A 22,582-nucleotide genomic window follows, 5' to 3' on the forward strand; every position below is an offset into this window, starting at 1 on the left:
CTAAGGCTCGCTCCTTCTAGCAACGGGGAGCGAGCCATGCCGCAAGTGATCATCGCGCCTGTCAGGCAATCGGACGCGGACGAGCTGATCGCGGCCAATATCGCCAGCAGCACCCATCACGTGCCATGGGCGCATCCTTTTCTCGATAGGCCAGGTTTCGACGCATGGTTCGGGCAGACGGTGATCGGACCGAACATCGGTCTGGTGGCTCGCGATGCCGGCTCCGGTGGTATCGTCGGCGTCGTCAATATCAGTCAGATGGTTTGGGGCGGTTTTCGCAGCGCCTTTCTCGGCTATCACGGTATGGTGGGTTTTGCCGGACGTGGGTTCATGACGCAGGCGGTTCGCCTGGCCGTCGCCCATGCCTTTGATGCGGTCGGCCTGCATCGGCTGGAAGCCAATATTCAACCCGGCAATCACTCTTCGATTGCGCTGGTGAAGCGCCTCGGCTTCCGCAAGGAGGGGTTTTCGCCGAAGTATCTGAAGATCGGCGGCGTCTGGTGCGATCACGAGCGTTGGGCGCTGCTATCTGACGATCCGCGCCTTTGATCCGTCTTGGAGGGATGAAAGTCACACCTGTCGGTCAAAAAGGCATTGACTGCGTGGGATGAAGAGGCGAAAGCCAGATCTCAACCCCTTTGAAGTTGGGGGCATGATGTCGGCCGAAAACCGCTTACACTTTTCGGCATCATGTTCTATTGCCGAGAGCGCGAGACTGCCGGAAGCCGTAAATGATCATCTCGACTGAAGACGAACTGACCAAGCTGAAAGATATCGGCCGCATCTGCGCCAATGCATTGCATGCCATGGCCGCCGCGCTCGAGCCGGGTATTACCACGCTGGAACTCGATGCTATCGGCCGCAAGGTGCTGGAAGATGCCGGCGCGCAGTCGGCGCCTGAGCTGGTCTACAAGTTCCCCGGCGCTACCTGCATCAGCGTCAACGAGGAAGTCGCTCACGGCATTCCAGGCCCGCGCGTGATCCGGGCGGGCGATCTCGTCAATCTGGATGTTTCGGCGGAAAAGGATGGTTTCTTCTCAGATACGGGCGCATCTTTCGCCGTGCCGCCCGTTAAGCCGAAGATCGAACGCCTGTGCCGTGATGGCAAGCGGGCGCTCTGGGTCGGCCTCAACCAAGTGCGCAGCGGCGCGCCGCTCTCCAAGATCGGCCACGCCGTCGGCGCTTTCGCACAGAAGAACCGCTATACGCTGATCGCCAACCTCGCCAGCCATGGTATCGGCCGTTCCTTGCACGAGGAACCGGCGGAACTCTCCACCTGGGCGGATCCGGACGAAACGCGGATCATGGAAGACGGATTGGTTTTCACCGTAGAGCCGTTCCTATCGCTGGGCGCGACCTGGGCTGAGGGCGGCGACGATGCGTGGACGCTCTATGCCGATCCGCAGGCGCCTACGGTTCAGTACGAGCATACGATCGTCGCCACCCGCAACGGGCCGGTGATCCTGACCTTGCCTGACGTGCAGGTTTAAAGCGCACTGCGATCCTTAGGATTCGCTTTTGCGCTTTAAGCCTTTGTTTTGCGCATGTCGTTGTCGCAAAACCGCCCGGCACTTTTGCGCGACTACAGCGCCGCGCGTCATACACGACGCGCAAAGGTCGCTGTAGCACTCTAAAACTGCCGCATAATTTTATCCTCAAATCGATTCCGATTTAAGGAATTATGCAGTGTCGTCAATCTTCGTTCTTCACGTCGCCGCGGATGATATCAGCTGCGGCACGCTCGAGAATGGCTGCGATGCGTGCACCTTCGGCCTTCGTCCAAGGGAACTTCGAGCGAAGGGCTGAGCGCAGCAGATGGCGGGCGCGATGCACGTCGCCGGAACCGTGACGATCGAACGGGCTGTCGCGGCCATCATCCTCACCGCCGTCGAAGACTTCGCGCACGCGTGCCATCTTCTCGCCGATTGCGGCCAGTTTGGCGAATGTCGCTTCCACCAACTCGCTGTTGTCGTCGACGCGCTTCTGGCCGCTTTCGGTAATGCGATAAAGCTTCTTGGTGCCGCTCGCTTCGACCTCGGCCTGCCCGGTTTCTTCCAGATAGGTGAGGGCGGGATAGATGACGCCCGGGCTCGGCACATAGAAGCCGCCGGAACGCTCCTCGAAAGTCTTGATCAGCTCATAGCCATGGCGCGGTTGCTCGGAGAGCAGGGCGAGGATTATGAGCTGCAGGTCGGCTGCATCGAACTTGCGGCCGGTGCGAAACCCGCCGCCGAACATGCCGCCCTTGAAGCCTCTCATAAAGTCTCTCCTGTGCTCGCCGCGTGATTCACGGCCTCGACCATGTCGTAGGATATATGCCTCGACCATGTCAAAGCCCTCGCCGAACATGTGATCTCTAAAACCTCTCATTGCTGTTTCTCCTTTGCTGCGTGAGATTTTATATCGTTAGTCATGTCGTAAGATATATATCGTAAGATAGTATTCTGCAAGGGGGTGATGTCGTGACATTCAAAAGGGGGAGGATTCATCCATTGGGTGAAAATCCACAGCTGAACAACTGCATCACGATCGTGGGATAAGCGATTACATCTACGTAAGAATAGGTCTCTGCCGGTTGCCGCTCCCGGAGAACTGTCCTAGGCTCCCCATCAACAAACGCCACGGCGGTTCGAAAATCCCAATCAAGAAAGCTGCGCTTCCCGTGTTTCTGTCATTCTTCCCCAAGCCGAAACCTTTTTTCATCTCGGCCGCTCTCTGGTCGCTTGCCGCTATATTGCTTTGGTACTTCGGCGGGGAGAAAGCGGGCGCCTATATCGGCCTGGCGCCGCTGGCGGACGGGCAGGATGCGCCGGTTGGCGTTTCGATATTTTGGTCCGCGCCGTTCATCTGGTTCTACATCTACTATGTTGCGGCTGTCGCTTTGTTCGCGCTCTTCTGGTTCCGCTTCAGCCCGCATCCATGGCAATATTGGTCGGTTCTGGGCACAGCTCTAATCATCTTCAACACCTATTTTTCGGTGCAGGTGAGCGTTGCCGTCAACGCGTGGTACGGACCGTTCTACAATCTGGTTCAGAAGGCGCTGACGACCGTCGGCTCGGTGTCTAGCTCCGAGTTCTACATGAATATGCTGGTTTTCGCGGGTATCGCGTTCGTCGCCATTACCATCGGCGTGTTCAATCTGTTCTTTGTCAGCCATTGGGTGTTTCGCTGGCGCACAGCAATGAACGACTACTATATGGCCAACTGGCAGAAGCTACGGCATGTCGAGGGCGCCTCGCAGCGCGTGCAGGAGGACACGATGCGGTTCTCCCAGACGGTTGAATCCCTTGGCGTGAGCTTCATCGGCTCCATCATGACGCTGATTGCCTTCCTGCCAGTGCTCTTCCGTCTTGGCGCCAGTATCACGGAGCTGCCGATTATCGGCAATATTCCGCATGCGCTCGTTTGGGCTGCGATCTTCTGGTCGATTTTCGGAACTATGTTCCTGGCGGCGGTCGGCATCAAGCTGCCTGGTCTTCAGTTCATCAATCAGCGCGTCGAGGCATCCTACCGCAAGGAGCTTGTCTATGGCGAAGACCATGGCGACCGCGCCTCGCCACCGACTGTGGCTGAACTCTTCGCCAATGTGCGCCGCAACTATTTCCGCATCTACTTCCACTACACCTATTTCAACGTTGCGCGCATTTTTTACTCGCAGGCGGATAATATCTTCAGTTTCGTCGTGCTGGTTCCCTCGATTGTCGCCGGTAAGCTGACGCTCGGTCTGATGACGCAGATCACCAATGTTTTCGACCAGGTGCGCGGGTCCTTTCAGTATCTTGTCAGTTCATGGACGACGATCATCGAGCTTCTGTCGATCTACAAGCGCTTGCGAGCTTTCGAAGCTGCGATCGATGACGAGCCCTTGCCATCGATCGACCAGCGCTATCTGGAGCGCGAGCCGGGCGTCATTCACGTCGACGGCTAACGAAACAAGGCCCCGGACACGGGGCCTTTTTCACGAGTTGATGCCGTTCAGTATGTCATCGAATTTCGGGCGAACGGAGAGCTCTCCTTCGCCCTGACTGCCGTCCCTTCGCTTTGGCTCCGGCTTTGCCCGACTATTCCTTACCCCTGCTGGGGCTTGCCCCGAGCAGCGATCAGCGGAATGGCTTCGGAATAGCTGACGCAGGCGACATCCTGCTTGTGGCAGACATCGCTCACAAAGCGATCGAGCGCACGCCAATAGGCGCCGTCATTCATCTCGACGAAATGGAAGCCGAGCTGCAGCGGAATGCGCTCGCCGTCATACTGCTTGTTGAAGGCCGCTTCGAAGGCATCGAGAGTGCGGTCCTCATAGGTCTTGGCGTTTGCCTTGTCCTCGGCGCCCTTGGAGTGACGGACGTAGAGATTGTAGTCCATGCCGATAACCAGGCGATGCTCAGGCCCTTCGGGTATCAGCGGCAGGCCGAAGCGATAAATACCGTCGACGACCTGCGGCAGGGCAGGGCCTTTGGTTACCAGGCTTGCATCATATTGGAAGCCCATCTCCTTTTCCGCTGGCATCAGGCCGTCGCTGGTGGAGAGGTAAGGGGCGCGAAAGCCTTTGACATCGTGCGTCGCGAAATCTTCCCAGCCCTGTGGCTCCTTGTCGGCAAGGCCGACATTCTTCCAGGCATCGCGAAGGGCGACGCGGGCATTCATGAATTCCTGTTTCCAGTCGGCCGCACTCCAACCCTTGCCGTCGAAATGGCCGCAGGCATGGCTGGAAATGTCGTGGCCTTCCTGATGGGCGCCCCAGATGTTGGCGATGCGGGTGCGCACATCGTCCTCGCTCTTGGCAAAGCCGACATTCGATTTGCCCACTCGTTGCTTCGGTCCCTGGTAGGCCTTGGCCTGCGTCTTGTTCATCAGGAACGTACAGGACAGAAAATAGGTGAAATGCGCGCCGTTGCGCGAAGCGATCTCGCGGCTCTTCGTCCAAAGCGCATTGTCATGGGCGCCGTCGAAGGAAATCATCACGAGCTGCTTGGGCTTTCCATCAGCCTGGGCGATGGCCGGAAGGGCAAGGGAAAACGCAAGGGAGAGACAGGAAACGAAGCGAAACATAGGCACCGGTTTTGTTTGATCGAGCGTGCCTTGCCAAAGATCATCCAGCGATTTTGGATGGCATGCTCCGGGTCGTTTCCTTCCTTTCGCGTAAATGCGGCGAAGCTGCGGTGATGCTGGCATTTTTTTAATGATGTCGGTAAGGATGTTCCTACAAAACCGAAGGGATTTCATCCATGGCATTGCTTATTCTCGGCATTGTTCTTTTTCTCGGCATTCACCTTATCCGCGTCGTGGCGCCCGGCCTGCGTACCTCCTTGATCGCGAGCCTCGGCGATGCCGGCTGGAAAGCCGCCTATTCCGTTGCGAGCATCGTCGCATTGATCGTTCTGATCTACGGCTTCGGCCAGGCGCGCGACATGACCCCGATCTGGTCGCCGCCGTTCTGGATGAGCCATATCACTATTCTTCTGATGCTGTTTGCGATGATCTGTCTGGCCGCCTCGCTGCTGCCGGCGGGGCATATCGCAACAAAAACCAAGCATCCGATGGTGCTGTCGGTGAAGATCTGGGCGCTCGCGCATCTGCTGTCGAATGGCGATGGCGCGGCGATGCTGCTGTTCGCTGCCTTTCTTGCCTGGGGTGTCATTCTGCGCATCTCGCTGAAGCGGCGCGAGCGTGCTGGCGAAATCAGCCGTCGCCCATTCGTTTCGGCGAAATACGATCTCTACGCGGTCATCCTCGGTGTCGTCGCCTGGGTACTGATCATTTGGAAGCTTCATGCGTGGATTATCGGGGTTTCGCCGCTGGTTATGTGACGATTTCTGCCATTCCCCCTTACATCGGCCGCAAAATGGAGTAGAAGGCCCAACTAACCCCTAAGCTTGGTGGAATTATTTGGCCTGGGCCGGAGACGAGAATGGCATTCAATGACGATAGCTTCATCCGCGAGGTGAACGAGGAACTGCGTTCGGACCAGTTACGGTTCGTATGGCGCCGTTTTGGCCGGCTCATCATCGGCGGAGCAGTGCTTATCGTTCTCGGCACTGCAGCCTATAGCGGTTACCGTTATTGGTCCGGCAACCAGGCCGGCAGCGGCGGCGATCAGTTCCTCGCCGCTTTGACACTGGCCGATCAGGGCAAGACGGATGACGCGCTTGCGGCACTGACTGCCATTGAGAAGGACGGTCCCGGTTCGTATCCATTGCTTGCACGTCTGCGTGCGGCAACGCTGCAGGCGCAGAAGGGCGACAAGGCCGGCGCAATCGCTGTCTTTTCGGCCGTCGGCAAGCAGACGGATATTCCTGTCGTGGTTCGTGATGCTGCACGCCTGCGCGCCGCCTATCTCCTGGTTGAAACTGGCACCTATGATCAGGTTGCTGCCGAAGTGCAGGAGCTTGCCGTACCGGCAGATGCCTTCCGTCATTCGGCGCGCGACGTTCTCGGGCTCGCCGCCTATAAGGCCGGTGATTTTGCCAAGGCACGCCAATGGTTCCAGGCGATCGTCGATGATCCGCAGAGCCCACGTAACGTTGCCAATCGTGCCCAAATGCTGCTCGACCTCATCACCGCATCGGGCAAGGCTCCGGTCGCTAAAGGCTGAAGGATCGCTAAATGAGTTTTACGGTCGCGATCGTCGGTCGCCCGAATGTTGGCAAGTCAACCCTTTTCAACCGTCTGGTTGGCAAGAAGCTGGCGCTTGTCGACGATACCCCGGGCGTCACGCGTGACCGCCGTCCCGGTGATGCCAAGCTGATCGATCTTCGCTTCCGCATTGTCGACACCGCCGGTCTCGAAGAGGCAGACGAAGAGACGCTCGAAGGCAGAATGCGCGCGCAGACTGAAACTGCGATCGATGAAGCCGATCTGACGCTGTTTGTCGTCGATGCCAAGATGGGCCTTACCCATGTCGACAAGACGCTAGCAGAAATGCTGCGCAAGCGCGGCCGTCCGGTCGTGCTCGTCGCCAACAAGTCCGAAGCTCGCGGTTCCGACAGCGGATTTTATGATGCTTTCACGCTTGGCCTTGGCGAGCCTTGTCCGATCTCGGCCGAGCATGGCCAGGGCATGATGGATCTGCGCGATGCGATCGTCGAGGCGATCGGTCATGAACGCGCCTTCCCCGAAGCCGATGATGAGGCGGAAACCAATGTTTCCATCCCGCGCCCGGTTGCCGGCGAGGATGGCGAGGAGATCGATGAAGAGCCCGCTTACGACGATACGCGGCCGCTGCGCGTCGCCATCGTCGGCCGTCCGAATGCGGGTAAATCGACGCTGATCAACCGCTTCCTCGGTGAAGACAGGCTGCTGACCGGCCCCGAAGCCGGTATTACCCGCGACTCCATCTCCGTCGACTGGAGCTGGCGTGGCCGTACGGTGAAAATGTTCGACACGGCCGGAATGCGCCGCAAGGCCAAGGTCACGGAGAAGCTTGAGAAGCTTTCAGTTGCCGATACGCTGCGCGCCATTCGCTTTGCCGAGACCGTCGTCATCGTCTTCGACGCGACCATCCCCTTCGAAAAGCAGGATCTTCAGATTGTCGATCTCGTGATTCGCGAAGGCCGCGCCGCCGTGCTCGCCTTCAACAAATGGGACATGATCGAGGATCGTCAGGCCGTTCTTGCCGATCTGCGCGAGAAGACCGATCGGCTGTTGCCGCAGGCCCGTGGTATTCGCGCCATAACGATTGCCGGCCAAACGGGCGAGGGCTTGGATCGGTTGATGCAGGCGATCGTCGATACCGACAAGGTCTGGAACAAGCGTGTTTCCACCGCGCGTCTCAATCGTTGGCTTGAGACCCAGCAGGTTCAGCATCCGCCACCGGCTGTTTCCGGCCGCCGCATCAAGCTGAAATACATGACGCAGGTGAAGGCGCGGCCTCCGGCCTTCATGATTTCCTGCACGCGCTCCGACGCGCTGCCGGAGTCCTATGTTCGCTATCTGATCAACGGCCTGCGCGCGGATTTTGCCTTGCCTGGCGTGCCGATCCGCATCCACTTCCGTTCGTCGGAAAATCCATACGAAAACAAGAAGAAGAGAACCTGATCTTCTTTGCCCGCAGAATGCGGCTGCCTAAAGCGCGCCGCGATCTTTCAGATTTTCTTTCCGCGCTTTAAGTCGTTGTTTTTGTTTTTTTTCCGAAAGCTACCGCGCGCGTTCGCGCGGCCTGATCAGGCCGCGTTCTTGCTCAATGCATCGCGCAATGTGGTGATCTCGGCCTTCAATCGCGTCAGTTCCTCGACCGTATGGTCCGAGGCGTCGAGGATGCAGGCGGGAATGCTTGCCGCCTTCTTCTTCAAAGCGACGCCTTCGCTGGTCAGGTGGATCAGCACCTGACGCTCATCTTCCTTGCTGCGGATGCGCTGGATGAAGCCGGCGGTTTCCAGGCGCTTCAACAGCGGCGTCAGCGTGCTCGATTCGAGAAACAGCTTTTCGCCGATACCGCCGACGGTCTGGCCGTCCTGTTCCCACAGCGTCACCATGACGAGATATTGCGGGTAGGTGAGGTTCAGCGCGTCGAGCATGGGTTTGTACAGACGATTCATCGCATGGTTTGCCGAATAGAGGGCGAAGCAGATGAAGGTGTCTAATTTCAGCGGGTCGTCCGCCATTTCCGTACTCCCTGGAATGCTTTCTAAATCGTGCGATAAATAATCGTACACCTAAACGCGCGTAGCGGCTATGGGTTTCTTGTCGTTTTCTGACGGATTAACTTGCGACAGCCGCTCTTGGTTGCGTGGGATATCGTCGCTCCTTGTGCCGAGGGCAAACTTGCAATCGACGCGCGAACACGGCCGCAGCTCAGGGTGCTGCTATTGAATATCTGGAGATGACTGTCAAGAATTCAACGCCGCGCCTTGTGGTGCGCTACATGCTCAACCCGTGCGTCTGTCTTTTGCCGCGATGATTGGCGACGCGGACATTGCCGATGAACTGCGTCGTGGCGGCTTCCCAGGAATAGTTGAGAGCGACGGTGCGGGCCGCTTCCCTAGAACAGGAGAGGGCGGCAAGGCACGCCGCCGCCAAATCCGCATCGACGACGCCGGCATTGCTGTTGCCGGCGAGAATATCGGCCGGGCCGGTCACGGGATAGGCCGCCACCGGCACGCCGCTTGCCAGTGCTTCCAGAATGGCATTGCCGAACGTGTCGGTCTTTGACGGAAAGACGAAGACGTCGGCCTGGGAATAGGCATGCGCCAGTTCCTCGCCGAACTTCGCACCCAGGAAGTGCACATCGGGATAGAGCTTCTGCAGCTCCGCTCGCGCCGGTCCATCGCCGATGACCACCTTTGACCCCGGCAGATCGAGGTCGAGAAAGGCCGGCAGGTTCTTCTCCAGGGCCACCCGGCCGACAGTCATGAAGATCGGGCGCGGCAGGCCGAAGGGATTGTCTTCCAAAGGATTGGGGCGAAAAAGATGGGAATCGATGCCACGGCTCCAAGAGAGCAGATTGCGGATGCCGCGCTGCTTGAGTTCGTCTGCCAGGCTCGGCGTCGCCACCATGCAGCCATAGCCTGCGTTATGAAACCATTTGACGAAGGCGTAGAGCCAGCTTTCCGGTATGGGCAGGCGGGCCGCAACATATTCGGGGAACCGCGTATGGTAGCTGGTCGAAAAGGGCATGCCGTTGCGGATGCACCAGCGGCGCGCCGTGAGCCCAAGGGGGCCTTCGGTGGCAATGTGGATATAGGTCGGATTTGCCGCTTCGATCCTCGCGGCAACCTTATGATAAGAGGCAATCGAAAGCCGGATCTCGGGATAGGTCGGGCAGGGGATGTTGCGAAAGCCGTCCGGCGTGATCATCGACACATCCACCCCACGGCGGATGAGTTCGCGATTCGTGTTTTCGATCGAGCGGACGACACCGTTGACCTGCGGGTGCCAGGCATCGCTGACGATGAGCAGCCGCTCCGGTATCGCGACAGGTGTAGCCGCCTGGGCCCAGATATTGTTTTCGATGTCCGACAAGCGTTGCAACATGCCCAAAACAGCCCATCCGCACCACATCCTCATGATGATGGCGCTAGAGCATGATGCCGAAAAGTGTCAGTAGATTTCGGACGACGTCATGCTCTACTTGTTTGATTCCGGAGCGGATTCAGACTTCAGGTCGAGCAGACCTAAAATCATCCGGCTCCAGCGATTGCGGTGCTTCGAACATGATTCCCGCGCCCACTCTATTGTGGCGGGTGTCCATGATGGAAATATTACTGCCCGATCAGGCGATCTTCAGCTTCTTTGGCGAGACGAGCGCGCCATGTTCCTGAATGACTTTTGCGGCGATTTCGGCGGCAAAGGCCGCAGCGGCGATGGGATCGCCGTGTTGCAGATAGTGGGCGAGAAATCCGCCGTTGAAGCTGTCGCCAGCGCTGGTGGTGTCGACAACCTTGCTGACCTTGGTGGCGGGGACCAGCGTTTCCTCGGAGCCAGATCCGATCGTCGCGCCTTCGGGCCCGTTCTTGACGACGACCATATTGGTTCCGTACTGATGGTAGCGGCGGATGGTGCTGGAGATGGAATCATCGCCGAAATGCGCAGCTTCGTCATCGAAGCTGGGCATGGCCAGCGTCGAGGCGCGGGCACCATCGGCAATCAAGGTATGCATGGCGTCGAGACTGGACCAGAGGCGCGGGCGCAGATTGGGATCGAAGGCGACGAGCTTGCCGATTGCCTTGGCGCGGCGAAGCTCGGCCAGCAGCGTATAGGCGTCTTCACGCGGCAGGATCGCCAGCGTAATGCCCGAAAAATAAAGCACGTCGGAGGCTTCGATCGCGGTGCGCAAGGCGTCGCCGTCGGCCGCAAGCTGACGGGCGGCGGAGCTGTCGCGCCAATAGCTGAAAGAGCGCTCGCCATCTTTCAAATTGATCATGTAGAGGCCGGGCGTCTTGCCGCGAAGCCTGCGGATGCTGGCGGTGCCGATGCCTGCCGCACCCATGAAAGCGGCCATCTCATCGGACATGGCGTCATCGCCGAGTGCGGTGAAATAATCAATAGACCAATCGGAAGGCAGGCAGGCGCGGGCGTACCAGGCTGTGTTGAAAGTGTCGCCAGCGAAGCCTTTGCGCAGGTGCCCGTCATCGGCCTGCGACAGTTCCACCATGCATTCGCCGATCGATAGAAAACGTCCGCCCAAGTCTTCCTCCTGCACTTTGCCTTGCTGCTGCATACGCGCAAGCAACAACTTGGGCAAGGTGGGCAGCGCCTGCCGCCGCCCACTTTTCAAGCTCGAAAGCAGCTCACCTCCTTACGGAATCTCCGAACCGCTCTCTCCTTGTCTTTCGCAATCGCGGACGGAAAACCGCCGCGCATTTTTTAAGAACTGCTCGACGGCCCGTCCATATGGTAGCAGGCCGCCGTTTGGCCGGGGCGCACCTGCTGGGTCGGCGGCATCTTCGTGCGGCAGATATCCGTCGCCTTCCAACAGCGGGGCGAGAATACGCAACCCGAGGGCGGGTTGAGCGGCGAGGGCGGGTCTCCCTGCAGACGGATGCGCTCGCGGCCGCGCGCCAGTTTCGGATCCGGAATCGGAGCGGCGGAGAACAATGCCTGCGTATAGGGATGGGCCGGATGATCGAACACCGTGGCCGCATCGCCAGCTTCCACCACCTTGCCGAGATAGAGCACCAGCACGTCGTCCGAGATCAGGCGCACCACCGAGAGGTCATGGCTGATGAAGATCAGCGTCAGGCCGAACTCCTTGCGCAGCCGGCGCAGGAGCGTGATGACCTGCCCCTGGATCGAGACGTCGAGAGCCGAGACCGGCTCGTCGCAGATGATCAGCTTCGGCCGGGTGATGACCGCTCGCGCAATGCCGATGCGCTGCGCTTGCCCGCCCGAGAACTCGTGCGGATAACGATTGATCATCTCGGGAACGAGGCCTACCGCCGCCATGATCTCGCGCACGCGATCCTGCCGCTGCGCGCGGCTCAGTTTTGGCTCGAAGACGATGAGCGGCTCGGCGATGATGTCGCCGACGGTCATGCGCGGATCGAGCGAGGCGATCGGATCCTGGAAGATGATCTGCATGTCGCGTCGCGCGGTACGCATTTCCTCATCGGAGAGGTCGAGCAGGTTGCCGCCCTGCCACATGATGCGGCCCTTCTGCGCCTTGATCAGCCGCAGGATGGAGCGGCCGAGGGTCGACTTGCCGCAACCGGATTCGCCGACGATGCCGAGCGTGCGCCCGGTCTTCAGCTCGAAGCTGACATCGTTCACCGCGGTCAGGATCAGCGGCGGCTTGAAAAAGGATTTCGCCGGCAGCTCGAATTCCGTGGTCAGGTGTTCGACCTTTAGAAGCGTTTGTTCAGCCATGGACGAGGCTCCGTTCCTGATTAGCCGAAAGGGGGTGGAAGCAGGCGGCACAGCGCTGGGCCGCAAGCCGGTCGAGCGGCGGTGCTGCGTCCAGGCAGTCGTCTTCCACATGTGCGCAGCGCGGCGAGAAGGAACAGCCGCGCGGCAGGTGCATCAGGTTCGGCGGTCGACCGGGAATAACGGCGAGATCGTCGACATCCTGATCCGGCCGCGGGATCGAGGCATGAAGCGCTGCCGTGTAGGGATGCGCCGGATCCTCGAACAATTCGTCGACCGGAGCTTCCTCGACGATGCGGCCCGCATACATGACGGCGACGCGGTCGGCGAGGCCGGCAACGACCCCGAGATCATGTGTGATCATGACGAGTGCGGTGTGCATTTCCGCCGTCAACTCGTTGAAAAGATCCAGAATTTGCGCCTGGATCGTCACGTCGAGCGCCGTCGTCGGCTCGTCGGCGATGAGGAGTTTCGGCTTGGTGAGCAACGCCATGGCAATGACGATGCGCTGGCGCATGCCGCCCGAAAGCTCGTGCGGATAGAGGTTGAATCGGCGTGTCGGGTCGGGAATCCCGACGCGCTTCAGCATGTCCAGTGCCGCAGCTGATGCCGCCCGCGCCGTGAGGCCGCCATGGACCTCAAGCTGTTCCGTCAACTGCCTGGATATGCGCAGTGACGGATTGAGCGCGGTCATGGGGTCCTGGAAGACCATGGCCATGTCCTTGCCGCGCACATGGTCGAGTTCGCGCGGCTTCAGCGTCAGCAGGTCCTTGCCGTCGAGCAGGGCCTGGCCGCTGGTGCGGCCGTTCTTGGCGAGCAGGCCCATCAGTCCGAGGAAGGTCTGGCTTTTGCCGGAACCGGATTCGCCGACGATGGCGATGCGCTCGCCGCGTCCGACCTTCAGGTTCATCTTCGAAACGGCGGCAACTTCGCCTTCCGGCGTGCGGAAGGTGATGGAGTAGTCTTTGAGTTCGAGAAGGGTGTCTGTCATGTCAGCGATCCTTCGGGTCGAAAGCGTCGCGCAGGCCATCGCCGATGAAGAGCAGGCTCATCAGCAGCGCGACCAGGAAACCGGCGGGAAAGAACAGCAGCCATGGGGTCGTTTCCATACCTGCCGAGCCTTCGGCGATCAGGGTGCCGAGCGATGTCAGCGGCTCCTGCACACCGAAACCGAGGTAGGAGAGGAAGCTCTCCGTGGCGATGATTTCAGGAATGGTCAGCGTCGCATAGATGACCACCGGTCCCACGAGGTTCGGTACGATATGTTTGAGGATGATCTTGAACGATCGTTGTCCCGAGGCACGGGCCGCCTCGATGAACTCTCGCTGCTTGATCGACAAGGTCTGACCGCGGACGATACGCGCCATGGTCAGCCATTCGAGCGCGCCGATCGCCGCAAACAGCAGATAGACGTTACGGCCGAAGATCACCATCAGCAGGATGACGAAGAGGACGTAGGGCAATGCGTACATGATATCGACGAAGCGCATCATGATCGCATCGACGCGACCACCGAAATAGCCCGACACGGCGCCGTAGAGCACGCCGATGATAACGGAAACCAGCGTTGCCACGAGCGCGACGGTCAGCGAGACCCGCGTGCCGTAGAGCGTGCGCGACAGCAGGTCGCGACCGTTGCCGTCGGTGCCGAAATAGTGCCCAGCCGCAAAATCCGGGGCGCCTCGGAAGGAATTCCAGTCTGGATCCTCATAGTTGAAGGGTAGGAAATAGGGGCCGAATATGGCCACCAAGACCAGTATCGTCAGGACGATCAGCGAAAGTGCTGCCGCCTTGTTGCGCAGGAGACGACGCATCGCATCGCCGGTGAGGGAGCGCCCTTTGGGTGCAAGACCTTCTGCCGAAAGCAACTCTGCTTCCAGCAATTCTCTTTTGGCGGAATTGAGGATCATCGCATTCTCACTTTCGGGTCGAGCCAGGCATAGGCGATGTCGACCAGCAGGTTGAGGATCACGATCAGCACCATGTAGAAAATGACGGTGCCGAGGACCATGCCGTAATCGCGATTAAGGGCGGCACCGACGAAGTAGCGGCCGACGCCGGGAAGGCCGAAGATGCTTTCGACGACGAGCGAACCGGTGAGCAGATAGCTTGCCGCCGGTCCGAGATAGGAGACGACAGGCATCATGGCCGGCTTCAAGGCGTGCCGCATGATCGTCAGCCGTGGGCCGATACCCTTGGCCTTTGCTGTGCGGATGAAGTTCTGGCTCATCACCTCGATCATCGAGCCACGCATCAGACGCGAGATGCGTGCCGCATGCGGCAGCGTCAGGACGATGATGGGCAGGATCAGGAACCTGATCGAACCGTCACCCCACCCGCCGACCGGCAGCCAGCCGAGCGTATTGCCGAATATGAGCTGAAGGATCGGTGCGATGAGAAAGCTCGGCATGACCAGGCCGATGAGAAGGCCACCGCCCAGCCAATAGTCGGCCGCTCGGTTCTGATAGAGCGCCCCAAGACAGCCTATGAACACGCCGACAATGGTGGCGAGCACGAAGGCGGAGCCGCCGATGGTCAGCGTGTAGGGGAAGCCGGACATGATTTGCTGGGTGACGGTGAAATCCTGATTGGCGAAAGAGGGGCCAAGGTCGCCCTTCATAACGTCGCCGACATAGATCAGATATTGCTCAACCAGGGGCTTGTCGAGGTTGTAGTGAGCCGCAAGGTTGGCTTTGACTTCCGGCGGCAATGGCCTTTCGCCATCGAATGGGCCGCCGGGAGCGAGGCGCAAAATGAAAAAGCACACTGTCACGGCAATCCACAGAACGGGGATTGTCGACAGCAGACGACGGAGAGCGTAGCGGAACATGGTTTTAAACGGCCCCTCCCGAATAGACCGGGAGGGGCCTGTTCCCAATTATTCTTTGATCGACAGCCAGCGAGTGCGGTGGATGTCTTGAATATTATCGACGAAGCCCTCTACCTTCGGGGCGACGATGTTCTGGGAAACGTAGTAGTAGATCGGGATCGCAGCGCTGTCGTCCAGCGCCAGCTGCTCGGCCTTCTTGTAGATTTCGGCGCGCTTCTTCAGGTCAGTCTCTTCGTTGCCCTGCTTGATCAGCGCATCGTAATCCTTGTTGCTCCAGCGACCGTAATTCATCTCGACGCCGGTGGACAGCAGGTTCAGGAAGTTGATGGGGTCGTTGTAGTCGGCCAGCCAGCCGGCACGGCCGATCTGCACCTCGCCACGCTGCATTTCATCGTAATGCACCTTGGTTTCGGTGTTGTAGAGTTCGATGTCGACGCCCAGCGGCTTCCACATCGCGGCGATTGCGACTGCAATGCGCTTGTGGTTGTCGTTGGTATTATAGCGCAGCTGCGCCTTCAGCGGGTGATCCGGGCCGAAACCTGCGTCCTTCAGCAGTTTCTTGGCCTCTTCGACCTTCTGCTTGTAGGGTTCGTCCTTCCAGCTGACATAGGCCGGCTCGCCATAATTGGCCGTGCCCGGCGGCACCCAGGAATACATCGGCAATTCACCGGTGCCGAGGATCTTCGGGCCGATCACTTCGCGGTTGACGGCCATGGAAAGGGCCTGGCGGACGCGCTTGTCGTTGAAAGGCGGCTTCGTGGCATTCATGACGTAGTAGTAGGTGCCAAGGAACGGCACCACATGCGCCTGACCGGGAAGGTTCTTCTGGATCCATTCGTACTGATCGGCGGGGAACGAGGTCAGGATATCGAATTCGCCGGCGCGATATCGCTTCAGGGCGGCGGCTTGATCTTCCAGCGTGTAGAAGTTTACCTTGTCGATCTTCACATCCTTGGCGTCATAGTACTGATCGTTCTTGACGTTGGTGACATGTGAGCCGGGCACCCACTCGACCGGCTTGTACGGGCCGTTGGTGACGATGTTGCCGATCTTGACCCACTGGTCGCCCTTTGCTTCCACGACATGCTTCGGCAGCGGATAGGCCGTGTAGTGCATCAGCGCGTTGAGGAAGTAGGGGGTCGGGTTTTCGAGAGTAATCTCAAGCGTCTTGTCGTCGATCGCCTTGACGCCGAGTTGGGTCAGATCCTTGATCTCGCCCTTGTTGATCTTTTCCGCGTTGTGGATCGTGTATTGCAGGTAGGCGTATTGGGCTGCGGTCTTCGGATCCATCAGGCGCTGAAAAGCGAAGACGAAATCCTGAGCCGTTACCGGCTGGCCGTCGGACCATTTGATACCGTCACGCAGCTTGAAGGTGTAGACCTTCTGGTCGGCGGAAATAGTCCAGCTCGCAGCTTGGCCCGGTATGGGGCCGTCCTTGGGATCTTCGGTCACAAGACCTTCGAAAATGTCGCCGTCGATACGATTTTCCCAGTCGCCGGAAATCTTTTGCGGGTCGAGCGAAGTCGGGTCGCCGCCGTTGTGGATATTGAGGGTCGCGGCATGTGCGGAGAAGCTCAATACTGTGCTGACGAGTGCCGTCGCTAGGAATTTTCTGGCGAAATGAGTCATGCGTTTTCCCACCTTTTTGGAGTTATTATCCCTGATTTTACAGGGGTATTTTTGATCCCATAGGTGACCTGTACGTGCAGGTCAGTCGCGGAAGTTATCCGAAGCCGCGTCGCTTTCAAGCCCAAAAGAGACGGACTTGATGTCGGTGCGAACTTCCATGTTGATAATTCTCTAAAATTGATAGCCCGAATTTACACATCCTCCTAGTAGCATTCGCCTACCGGCCGATTGCGGCTTGCTGCCTGCGCCCGAGTGTGCAAACTGAGAGGTCTTGTGCGATATCGAGGCGGTTTTGATGAAATCGACGAAGAAGACGGCAGGAGCCGATTGGTGGCGCGGTGCGGTGATCTATCAGGTCTATCCGCGGTCGTTTCAGGATACGGACGCCAATGGGCTTGGCGATGTCAAGGGGATTACCCGGCGTCTGCCTCATATTGCCGCACTCGGGGTCGATGCGATCTGGCTGGCGCCGTTCTTCACCTCGCCGATGGCCGATATGGGCTACGATGTTGCCGATTATTGCGATGTGGATCCGATTTTCGGCACGCTTGCCGATTTCGATGAGATGATGTCAGCAGCGCACGAACTGGGGCTGAAGGTAATCATCGACCAGGTCATCTCGCACACTTCGGATCGGCATCCGTGGTTTGTCGAAAGCCGGGCAAGCCGCGACAATCCCAAAGCGGATTGGTACGTCTGGGCCGATCCGAAGCCGGACGGCACGGCGCCGAACAACTGGTTATCGATCTTCGGCGGCCCCGGCTGGGAATGGGACGGTGTGCGTCGGCAATATTACCAGCACAATTTCCTGACGTCGCAGCCAGACTTGAACTTCCACAACCGGGAGGTTCAGGATGCGGTGCTGGCTGCAGTGAAGTTCTGGCTCGACCGCGGCGTGGACGGTTTCCGGCTCGACACGGTGAATTATTATTTCTGCGACAAGGACCTGCGTGACAATCCGCCGGCGCTCGTCGCTACGGGCGGCCTCGATGCGCCCGAAAGCAATCCCTACGGAATGCAGAACCATCTCTACGACAAGACGCAGCCGCAGAATATCGCTTTCCTCAAGCGATTCAGGGCATTGCTCGATCAATATGACGATCGCACGACGGTCGGCGAGGTGGGCGATGGCGCACGTTCGCTGCAGACGGTAGCCGCCTATACCAGCGGCGGCGACAAGCTGCATATGTGCTACACTTTCGACCTGCTCGGTCCCGATTTTACGCCGGCGCATTTCCGCCGCTGCGTCGGCGACTTCCAGGATAATGTCGTCGACGGCTGGGTCTGCTGGGCATTCTCCAACCATGACGTGCAACGCCATGTCAGCCGCTTTGCCGAGACGGAGGAAGAGCAGTCGCGCGTCGCTAAGCTCGCCATCTCGCTGCTGTCGACGTTGCGTGGCTCGATCTGCCTTTATCAGGGTGAAGAGCTTGGGCTGCCCGAGGCGGAGCTTGCCTTCGAGGATCTGCGCGACCCCTACGGCATTCGTTTCTGGCCGGCGTTCAAGGGGCGTGACGGATGCCGCACGCCGATGCCCTGGGAAGCCAGCCGCGCTCATGCGGGCTTCACGACTGCCGAGAAATCATGGCTGCCGGTTCCCTACCAGCACGCGGCGCTTGCGGTCGACAAGCAGGAAGCGGACAACGATTCCGTGCTGCACCACTATCGGGAGACGCTGGCTTTCCGTGCGGCGCATGCGGCCTTGCGCGACGGCGACATGACCTTCCTCAATACCAAGGAGGATGTTCTCGCCTTCACGCGCTCCAAGGGAGACGAGACGCTGCTGTTCGTTTTCAATCTCTCCCGCAAGCCGGTGAAGGTCGCGTTGCCGGAAGAGATCAAGCTCGGCAAGACCATTCCCATGCCGGGCTTCACCACCGCCGACGCAGGATCCACGGTGGCGCTCGCCGCACTGGATGTCTATTGCGGCAAGCTCGCCTGATCAGCCGATCAGCATGAACTTGTCGACATCGACCAGACCTCTGTCCGATATCTTCAGGTGCGGGATGACGGGCAGGGGCAGGAACGCCAGTTGCAGGAAGGGCTCTTCCAGCGTCGCGCCGAGAGCATAGGCTGCCTGGCGCAAATGGTGCAACGTATCGCGCACGCTTTCGTAAGGTTCCAGGCTCATCAGGCCGGCGATAGGCAGAGCAATTTCTCCGGTAACAACGCCGTTCTCGACAACGACGAACCCGCCGTTGATATCGCTCAGGCGATTGGCGGCAAGCGCCATGTCGTCCTCGTTGACGCCGACCACGCAGATATTGTGGCTGTCGTGGCCGACGGTCGAGGCGATTGCGCCCTTCTTCAGACCGAAACCCTGGACGAAGCCGTTGGCGTGGTTGCCGTTCTTGCCGTGCCGCTCAATGACGGCGACCTTGATGACATCATTGCCGAGATCGATATCGGTTTGATTGCCCTTGGTCGGCAGGCGATAACGGCGGTGTTCGGTAATGATCTTGCCGGGCATGACGCCGATGACGGAACTTTCGCCTTCCGTGGCGGGTACGCCGAATGCTGCGGCGTTGATCGGGCGGGCCTTGACGCTGTCGAGGCCGACCGGAGCGACAGGCTTGCGGGTTGCGAAGAGTTCAGCCGTGACACGGCGCCCAGCCGAGAAGACCATCTCTGCCTTGCAGTTCTCGAGGCTGTCGATGACGACGAGATCGGCGCGCCAGCCGGGTGCCACCAGGCCGCGATCGCGCAGGCCGAAGGCGCGGGCAGCAGAGATTGAGGCGGCGCGATAGATCGCGAGCGGCTCGATACCATGCGCGATCGCTGTGCGAATCATGTAGTCGAGATGGCCTTGCTCGGCGATATCGAGCGGATTGCGGTCGTCGGTACAGAGTGCGAGATGCGGCGACAGGCGCTCGGTGATGATAGGCATCAGCGCGTGCAGGTCCTTGGAGACCGACCCCTCACGCACCAGCACCTGCATGCCCTTGCGGATCTTCTCCAATGCCTCCTCAGCCGTCGTCGATTCATGTTCCGTGCGGATGCCCGCAGAGAGATAGCCGTTGAGGTCGTTGCCGCGCAGCAGCGGGGCGTGGCCGTCGATATGGCCGCCCTGGAAGGCTTCGAGCTTCGCTATGCAAACGGGATCCTTGTGGACCACGCCGGGGAAATTCATGAACTCGGCAAGGCCGATCACCTGCGGATGGTTGCGGAATGGCAGCAGCGTTTCGATCGGCAGGTCGGCGCCGGAGGTTTCCAGATGCGTCGCCGGTACGCAGGAGGAGAGCTGAACGCGGATATCCATGATGGTTTCGAGCGAGGAATCCAGAAAATACTGAATGCCTTCGGTGCCGAGCACATTGGCGATTTCATGCGGATCGCAGATCACGGTCGTGACGCCATAGGGCAGGACGCAGCGATCGAATTCATGCGGTGTTACCAGCGAGGATTCGATATGCAGATGTGTGTCGATAAAGCCCGGCACGACGATACGGCCGGCAATATCGATTTCTTCGCGACCTTTATAATCGCCGCAGGTACCGACGATGCGGTCGCCGCAAATGGCGATGTCCGAAGCGACCAGCTCTCCCGTGACCAGATCAAAGAACCGCCCGTTCTTCAGCACGATGTCCGCAGGCTCGCGGCCGACGCCCTGGTCGATATAACGTTCGAGTTTGGTGGTCATGTTCTTCCCTCGCATATGGATCGCCCCTCATGCCGGCTCTTCTGCTGAAGCAAAAGGAGGCGTGAGGGGCGCAGTTGTTTTCGAGCTTATGCTTTAGATATTATTCTGCAAGATCTCGCGGAGCTTGCCGAACAGCTCGTCGATATGATGCTTCTCGATGATCAGAGGCGGCGAGAGGGCGATGATGTCGCCGGTGGTGCGGATCAGGAGGCCCTTCTCGTAGGCCTTCAGGAAGGCCGTGAAGGCGCGCTTGGTCGGTTCGCCGGCGATCGGGTCCAGCTCGATGGCACCAATCAGGCCGGTGTTTCTGATGTCGATGACATTCGGGCAATCCTTGAGCGAATGCAGGGCGTCGGCCCAGTAGTCGGAAAGCTCGGCGGCGCGTGTGAGCAGGCCTTCTTCCTTGTAGGTGTCGAGCGTCGCGAGCGCTGCGGCAGAGGCGATCGGGTTGCCGGAATAGGTGTAGCCGTGGAAGAACTCGATCATGTGCTCGGGTCCCTGCATGAAGGCGTCATGGATCTCCGAAGTGACGAACACTGCGCCCATCGGGATGACGCCATTGGTCAGGCCCTTTGCCGTGGTGATCATATCAGGCTTCACATCGTAATATTGAGCGGCAAAGGGGGTGCCGAGGCGGCCGAAGCCGGTGATGACTTCGTCGAAGATCAGCAGGATGCCGTGCTTGGTGCAGATTTCCCGCAGCTTCTGTAGGTAGCCCTTCGGCGGGATGAGCACACCCGTGGAACCAGCAACCGGCTCGACGATGACGGCAGCGATTGTGGAGGCGTCATGCAGGGTGACGATACGCTCCAACTCGCTGGCAATGTCGCCGCCATGCTCGGGCTCGCCGCGCGTGAAGGCATTCTTGCCGGGGAGATGGGTGTGCGGCATGTGATCGACGCCGGTCAGCAGCGTGCCGAACATCTTGCGGTTGGTGACGATGCCGCCAACGGAGATGCCGCCGAAGTTGACGCCGTGGTAGCCGCGTTCGCGGCCGATGAGGCGGAAGCGCGAGCCATTGCCTTTCACGCGATGATAGGCCAGCGCGATCTTGAGGGCGGTCTCGACCGATTCAGAACCGGAATTGGTGTAGAGGACGTGGTCCAGCCCTTCAGGGGCGATATCGACCAGCCGGTTCGCCAGCTCGAAGGCCTTCGGATGACCGAGCTGAAAGGCGGGAGCGTAATCGAGCTCACCGGCCTGCTGGGCAATGGCTTCGGTGATCTTCGGCCGGCAGTGTCCTGCGTTCACGCACCACAGTCCCGCAGTTCCATCCAGCACCTGACGACCGTCATGGGTGGTATAGTACATATCCTTGGCGCCCACGAAGAGCCTGGGCTCCTTCTTGAACTGACGGTTTGCCGTAAATGGCATCCAGAAGGCGCGCAAATCGTTGGGGGTGGCATTCAAACGGTCCGACATGCTGTTCTCCAATGGCCATTCGGGGGCCATTTCCCGTCCGCGACGCTGCGCCGCGCGATTATATTTACTGCTTGGTCAAATTATCAGCCGGCCTTTTGGCGTCAAGACAAAGATGGCATCGGGGGGGAGGTGGTCCGACGCGAAGGGCTGCGCCTGCGCGGCCATTTCGGCCGCCTAGATTGATTTCAGCGTGAAGTGGACTGTGCCCAGGCGGAATGGAAAAGTATCTAGAAAGGAAAAAACCGGCAAATCGGAGATTTGCCGGTCGCAGCAGTCAAACTTGTGGTGATGAAAGCAAGTCGATCTTCCGGGTATTAAGTGTCCCCCATAGGATCGTTCGCCGGCAAACCTGGAGCTTATTTCAGCTCTTAAGCGGCCGATCTACTTTTTTCAGGTTCGCAATAAATGTCTTCCAGCGTCTCGAGAACTCGAATGACCGATTCCGAAGTGCTGGAGTAGTAAATCGTCTGAGCATCACGACGCGTCTTTACCAGCTTCTGAGCGCGCAGCTTAGAAAGGTGCTGAGAAAGTGCCGACTGGCTCAAGCCGACCTGATTGGCCAAAACGCCAACAGGAACTTCGCCTTTGACAAGGCTGCAAAGGATCAAAAGACGCTTTGGGTTCGCCATTGCTGATAATAATGCTGCCGCAACATTGGAATGCTCGGCCAAATTCATTGTCTTCATGTTTTGATCTTCCTAATGCGGAGCGCACATCAGAAATTGTGCTATTTCCAAGCCGGTATCAAACCGATAAGCAACAAT

The 22,582-nt window shown here is 59.2% G+C and carries 20 protein-coding genes; 7 read left to right on the forward strand and 13 right to left on the reverse strand.

The annotated features are described in order from the left end of the window. The first annotated feature begins 36 nt into the window (after positions 1-36). Both ACIQJ2_RS10455 and map read left to right on the forward strand, forming a co-directional pair. Positions 37-549 (forward strand): GNAT family N-acetyltransferase, encoded by a 513-nt coding sequence (locus ACIQJ2_RS10455; RefSeq protein WP_400673497.1) that lies wholly within the window; start codon positions 37-39, stop codon positions 547-549. Positions 550-731: 182 nt separating this feature from the next. Further along, a complete protein-coding gene (map, locus tag ACIQJ2_RS10460; protein WP_400673499.1) occupies positions 732-1,490 on the forward strand; it encodes a type I methionyl aminopeptidase in 759 nt (252 codons plus the stop codon). A gap of 202 nt (positions 1,491-1,692) precedes the next feature. On the opposite strand, the gene ACIQJ2_RS10465 is transcribed toward map, so the two are convergent. Then, positions 1,693-2,259 (reverse strand): PadR family transcriptional regulator, encoded by a 567-nt coding sequence (locus ACIQJ2_RS10465; RefSeq protein WP_199142660.1) that lies wholly within the window; start codon positions 2,257-2,259, stop codon positions 1,693-1,695. 403 nt (positions 2,260-2,662) lie between these two features. Here ACIQJ2_RS10465 and sbmA point away from each other — a divergent pair, with 403 nt between their 5' ends. Further along, positions 2,663-3,928: a peptide antibiotic transporter SbmA gene (sbmA, locus tag ACIQJ2_RS10470; RefSeq protein WP_400673501.1), complete on the forward strand. Its 1,266-nt coding sequence runs from the start codon at positions 2,663-2,665 to the stop codon at positions 3,926-3,928. A gap of 140 nt (positions 3,929-4,068) precedes the next feature. Here the strand turns inward: sbmA and ACIQJ2_RS10475 are convergent, their stop codons facing one another. Continuing rightward, positions 4,069-5,049, reverse strand: coding sequence for a polysaccharide deacetylase (locus ACIQJ2_RS10475; protein WP_400673503.1), 981 nt, complete (start codon positions 5,047-5,049; stop codon positions 4,069-4,071). Positions 5,050-5,225: 176 nt separating this feature from the next. On the opposite strand from ACIQJ2_RS10475, the gene ACIQJ2_RS10480 reads away from it, so the two are divergent. The 3 genes from ACIQJ2_RS10480 to der all read left to right on the forward strand — a co-directional run bounded on the left by ACIQJ2_RS10480 (position 5,226) and on the right by der (position 8,034). Continuing rightward, a complete protein-coding gene (locus tag ACIQJ2_RS10480; protein ID WP_400673505.1) occupies positions 5,226-5,807 on the forward strand; it encodes an NnrU family protein in 582 nt (193 codons plus the stop codon). 101 nt (positions 5,808-5,908) lie between these two features. Next, positions 5,909-6,592: a tetratricopeptide repeat protein gene (locus tag ACIQJ2_RS10485; protein ID WP_400673507.1), complete on the forward strand. Its 684-nt coding sequence runs from the start codon at positions 5,909-5,911 to the stop codon at positions 6,590-6,592. Positions 6,593-6,603: 11 nt separating this feature from the next. After that, a complete protein-coding gene (der, locus tag ACIQJ2_RS10490) occupies positions 6,604-8,034 on the forward strand; it encodes a ribosome biogenesis GTPase Der (protein ID WP_199142652.1) in 1,431 nt (476 codons plus the stop codon). Between the two features lie 125 nt (positions 8,035-8,159). Here the strand turns inward: der and ACIQJ2_RS10495 are convergent, their stop codons facing one another. From ACIQJ2_RS10495 to ACIQJ2_RS10530, 8 genes are all read right to left on the reverse strand, one after another. Next, positions 8,160-8,600, reverse strand: coding sequence for a MarR family winged helix-turn-helix transcriptional regulator (locus tag ACIQJ2_RS10495; RefSeq protein ID WP_400673509.1), 441 nt, complete (start codon positions 8,598-8,600; stop codon positions 8,160-8,162). Positions 8,601-8,856: 256 nt separating this feature from the next. Next, on the reverse strand, positions 8,857-9,969 hold the full coding sequence (locus ACIQJ2_RS10500) for a glycosyltransferase family 4 protein (protein ID WP_400673512.1): 1,113 nt from the start codon (positions 9,967-9,969) through the stop codon (positions 8,857-8,859). Between the two features lie 238 nt (positions 9,970-10,207). Then, positions 10,208-11,122 carry a sugar kinase gene (locus tag ACIQJ2_RS10505; protein ID WP_199142648.1) on the reverse strand — a complete coding sequence of 305 codons (915 nt, stop codon included), beginning with the start codon at positions 11,120-11,122 and terminating at the stop codon, positions 10,208-10,210. A gap of 179 nt (positions 11,123-11,301) precedes the next feature. After that, positions 11,302-12,300 (reverse strand): ABC transporter ATP-binding protein, encoded by a 999-nt coding sequence (locus ACIQJ2_RS10510; protein WP_400673515.1) that lies wholly within the window; start codon positions 12,298-12,300, stop codon positions 11,302-11,304. Beyond that, the gene (locus tag ACIQJ2_RS10515; protein WP_199142638.1) at positions 12,293-13,288 is read right to left on the reverse strand and encodes an ABC transporter ATP-binding protein; all 996 of its coding nucleotides are present in this window, start codon (positions 13,286-13,288) and stop codon (positions 12,293-12,295) included. The genes ACIQJ2_RS10510 and ACIQJ2_RS10515 overlap by 8 nt, the downstream gene beginning before the upstream one ends. A 1-nt stretch (position 13,289) precedes the next feature. Next, positions 13,290-14,207, reverse strand: coding sequence for an ABC transporter permease subunit (locus ACIQJ2_RS10520; RefSeq protein ID WP_199142636.1), 918 nt, complete (start codon positions 14,205-14,207; stop codon positions 13,290-13,292). Next, the gene (locus ACIQJ2_RS10525; protein ID WP_199142634.1) at positions 14,204-15,127 is read right to left on the reverse strand and encodes an ABC transporter permease subunit; all 924 of its coding nucleotides are present in this window, start codon (positions 15,125-15,127) and stop codon (positions 14,204-14,206) included. Before ACIQJ2_RS10525 ends, ACIQJ2_RS10520 begins: the two co-directional genes overlap by 4 nt. 48 nt (positions 15,128-15,175) lie before the next feature. Beyond that, positions 15,176-16,756 carry a peptide ABC transporter substrate-binding protein gene (locus ACIQJ2_RS10530; protein WP_400673519.1) on the reverse strand — a complete coding sequence of 527 codons (1,581 nt, stop codon included), beginning with the start codon at positions 16,754-16,756 and terminating at the stop codon, positions 15,176-15,178. A 295-nt stretch (positions 16,757-17,051) separates the two neighbouring features. Here ACIQJ2_RS10530 and ACIQJ2_RS10535 point away from each other — a divergent pair, with 295 nt between their 5' ends. After that, positions 17,052-18,698, forward strand: a complete 1,647-nt coding sequence (locus tag ACIQJ2_RS10535; RefSeq protein ID WP_400673522.1) for an alpha-glucosidase family protein — start codon at positions 17,052-17,054, stop codon at positions 18,696-18,698. Here the strand turns inward: ACIQJ2_RS10535 and ade are convergent, their stop codons facing one another. The 3 genes from ade to ACIQJ2_RS10550 all read right to left on the reverse strand — a co-directional run bounded on the left by ade (position 18,699) and on the right by ACIQJ2_RS10550 (position 22,504). Beyond that, positions 18,699-20,396, reverse strand: a complete 1,698-nt coding sequence (ade, locus tag ACIQJ2_RS10540; RefSeq protein ID WP_400673525.1) for an adenine deaminase — start codon at positions 20,394-20,396, stop codon at positions 18,699-18,701. A 93-nt stretch (positions 20,397-20,489) separates the two neighbouring features. Next, complete coding sequence (locus tag ACIQJ2_RS10545; protein WP_184703075.1) at positions 20,490-21,818, reverse strand: aspartate aminotransferase family protein; 1,329 nt, start codon at positions 21,816-21,818, stop codon at positions 20,490-20,492. Positions 21,819-22,186: 368 nt separating this feature from the next. After that, positions 22,187-22,504 (reverse strand): metalloregulator ArsR/SmtB family transcription factor, encoded by a 318-nt coding sequence (locus ACIQJ2_RS10550; protein WP_199091911.1) that lies wholly within the window; start codon positions 22,502-22,504, stop codon positions 22,187-22,189. Between the last annotated feature and the right edge of the window lie 78 nt (positions 22,505-22,582).

This window comes from Rhizobium sp. NPDC092011, assembly GCF_044756305.1.
Lineage (GTDB): Bacteria > Pseudomonadota > Alphaproteobacteria > Rhizobiales > Rhizobiaceae > Rhizobium.

Excerpts from the sequence above, each read along its gene's own strand:
- map (WP_400673499.1), top strand. The coding sequence starts at position 732 with ATGATCATCTCGACTGAAGACGAACTGACCAAGCTGAAAGATATCGGC.
- ACIQJ2_RS10545 (WP_184703075.1), bottom strand. The coding sequence starts at position 21,818 with ATGTCGGACCGTTTGAATGCCACCCCCAACGATTTGCGCGCCTTCTGG.
- ACIQJ2_RS10495 (WP_400673509.1), bottom strand. The coding sequence starts at position 8,600 with ATGGCGGACGACCCGCTGAAATTAGACACCTTCATCTGCTTCGCCCTC.
- ACIQJ2_RS10530 (WP_400673519.1), bottom strand. The coding sequence starts at position 16,756 with ATGACTCATTTCGCCAGAAAATTCCTAGCGACGGCACTCGTCAGCACA.
- ACIQJ2_RS10525 (WP_199142634.1), bottom strand. The coding sequence starts at position 15,127 with ATGTTCCGCTACGCTCTCCGTCGTCTGCTGTCGACAATCCCCGTTCTG.
- der (WP_199142652.1), top strand. The coding sequence starts at position 6,604 with ATGAGTTTTACGGTCGCGATCGTCGGTCGCCCGAATGTTGGCAAGTCA.
- ACIQJ2_RS10550 (WP_199091911.1), bottom strand. The coding sequence starts at position 22,504 with ATGAAGACAATGAATTTGGCCGAGCATTCCAATGTTGCGGCAGCATTA.
- ACIQJ2_RS10465 (WP_199142660.1), bottom strand. The coding sequence starts at position 2,259 with ATGAGAGGCTTCAAGGGCGGCATGTTCGGCGGCGGGTTTCGCACCGGC.
- ade (WP_400673525.1), bottom strand. The coding sequence starts at position 20,396 with ATGACCACCAAACTCGAACGTTATATCGACCAGGGCGTCGGCCGCGAG.
- ACIQJ2_RS10520 (WP_199142636.1), bottom strand. The coding sequence starts at position 14,207 with ATGATCCTCAATTCCGCCAAAAGAGAATTGCTGGAAGCAGAGTTGCTT.
- ACIQJ2_RS10455 (WP_400673497.1), top strand. The coding sequence starts at position 37 with ATGCCGCAAGTGATCATCGCGCCTGTCAGGCAATCGGACGCGGACGAG.
- ACIQJ2_RS10485 (WP_400673507.1), top strand. The coding sequence starts at position 5,909 with ATGGCATTCAATGACGATAGCTTCATCCGCGAGGTGAACGAGGAACTG.
- ACIQJ2_RS10500 (WP_400673512.1), bottom strand. The coding sequence starts at position 9,969 with ATGTTGCAACGCTTGTCGGACATCGAAAACAATATCTGGGCCCAGGCG.
- ACIQJ2_RS10480 (WP_400673505.1), top strand. The coding sequence starts at position 5,226 with ATGGCATTGCTTATTCTCGGCATTGTTCTTTTTCTCGGCATTCACCTT.
- ACIQJ2_RS10510 (WP_400673515.1), bottom strand. The coding sequence starts at position 12,300 with ATGGCTGAACAAACGCTTCTAAAGGTCGAACACCTGACCACGGAATTC.
- ACIQJ2_RS10535 (WP_400673522.1), top strand. The coding sequence starts at position 17,052 with ATGAAATCGACGAAGAAGACGGCAGGAGCCGATTGGTGGCGCGGTGCG.
- ACIQJ2_RS10475 (WP_400673503.1), bottom strand. The coding sequence starts at position 5,049 with ATGTTTCGCTTCGTTTCCTGTCTCTCCCTTGCGTTTTCCCTTGCCCTT.
- ACIQJ2_RS10515 (WP_199142638.1), bottom strand. The coding sequence starts at position 13,288 with ATGACAGACACCCTTCTCGAACTCAAAGACTACTCCATCACCTTCCGC.